This is a genomic window from Paenibacillus sp. AR247, assembly GCF_002968895.1.
GTDB lineage: Bacteria > Bacillota > Bacilli > Paenibacillales > Paenibacillaceae > Paenibacillus_AQ > Paenibacillus_AQ favisporus.
Genome location: NZ_PCZT01000108.1, coordinates 1 through 1,648, shown reverse-complemented (window position 1 = coordinate 1,648; position 1,648 = coordinate 1). Strand labels below are relative to the sequence as shown.

Below are 1,648 nucleotides of genomic sequence, written 5' to 3'. Positions count from 1 at the left end.
GCTAGAAAAGATCGGCTTATCCCGCTTTTCCCAGGAGCCTGGGTTCATTAAATCGTCGCTAATCTTGGCCGTGATCAACCCGAGGGAGTAACTGTCTGTCCAGCTTCCGTTGGCCGAATAGATCAGATTGATCGTGTCGCCTTTTACAGTGACCTCGGGGCCTTCATTGATCCTCCCCGGGGAAGTTTCCCAGTCATATTCAGGCGTTGAAATCAGGACCCGTTCCGAACTGATGGTCCGTGGATCGCTCATCTTTGCGATATATAAATTTTGAAAGCTTCCGTCGGTTTCCTCCCAGCCGGACCAAATAAAATAGTGATCCTCATTTACAGTCAGCACTGTGCCGTCAATTGCCCAACGATCGGTGGAATCGGTAATCTTCCCTTTGAACTCCCAGGTTCCCGTCATCGGATTATCACTGGCGTTCTCCAGCACGTACATGCGATGGTTTGCATTGGTTCCGTCGTCGGCTGCGAAGTAGATATACCATTTGAATAGGCCATCGTTATCTCTGAGATAGTGCATTTCAGGCGCCCAAACATCGGAACTGTACATGGTACCTTTAACCGGTGTCCAGGCTAGGCTTCTCTCGCCCGCCTCAATGCTGGTAATCGTCTTCGCTCTGCGGATCATGATGCCGCTGGCATTGACAAAGACATTGTAGTAGTAGCCGTCCGTATGCTTGTAAACCCAAGGGTCGGCCCCTGTCTGCATGATAACATTGTAGAAATCAGACACATCCTTTCCCTCCTGCCGGGATGCCAAATCCGCCCTATCTGGCGTTTGCTCTGCCGCCATAGCCGCTCCGTTCCATTGCGGCAGCATCAGCAGCACTGCGAGACAAAACAGCAAATACCTGAATCTTTTCCCATCCCATAAAACCGCTTTCAACTTCATCCATCCCCCTGTCATTGATTTTTTCAGCCATGTCCTCATTCTACTTTCAGAGAAAATTTAAAAAATGTACTATCTTAAATTGTTTTGGTAACCGTTTTAGAAAAAGTGTCTTGACCTTCGGATTATACTTAACCCTCTCAACGTCTGATTGTTATCGCCGGGAATTCGAAGAAAAAAAGGACACAATCCCCGATTAAGGGGTGTGTCCTGAAGAAAAACATTACATTGTAGTGTGTCCGGCTATCGACATAACCTTACTCTTCCGAAGGTTTGCGGTTGTTTAACAGCTTTGGAATCCTCACGGTCACGGTCGTCCCATGGCCGAACTGGCTATCTATGGCGATCCCGTAACCCTCTCCAAACAATAGCCGGAGCCTGTTATGGATATTGGAAAGTCCGATGCTTGTAACAGGTTGGCCATCTGGTGCAGGTTCCGGGGATGCCATGCCCAGCTTAGCCTGTAGGGAAGCCAATTGCTCCGGGTCCATGCCCTTCCCGGTATCCGTGATTTGGAAGCACACGTCCCCATGCGCATCTATGCTCCCGGTAACTTGAAGCCGGCCCCCTTGATCCATCCGCTCAAGCCCATGATAGACCGCATTCTCCACAATGGGCTGGAGAATCATCTTGGGGGTTTGCATCTCCAGGAGTCCCTCGTCAACATCGATCTCGATAATAAATTTATTTTCATACCGGATGGCGATAATGTTCATATAAGCCTGAATACAGTCCAGCTCTTCCCTTATCCGTA

General features: G+C 49.1%; 3 protein-coding genes. All 3 read right to left on the bottom strand.

Annotated features, from left to right (window positions below):
• Positions 1 to 738: glycoside hydrolase family 43 protein (locus tag CPT76_RS36325; protein WP_258169133.1), on the bottom strand; the 738-nt coding region annotated here is incomplete at its 3' end.
• A gap of 34 nt (positions 739 to 772) precedes the next feature.
• Entirely contained in the window at positions 773 to 928 is a 156-nt protein-coding gene (locus CPT76_RS41145) for a hypothetical protein (protein ID WP_258169132.1), read from the bottom strand.
• Between the two features lie 223 nt (positions 929 to 1,151).
• Positions 1,152 to 1,648, bottom strand: a 497-nt coding sequence (locus tag CPT76_RS36320) for a sensor histidine kinase (protein ID WP_258169131.1), incomplete at its 5' end; no start/stop codon positions are given.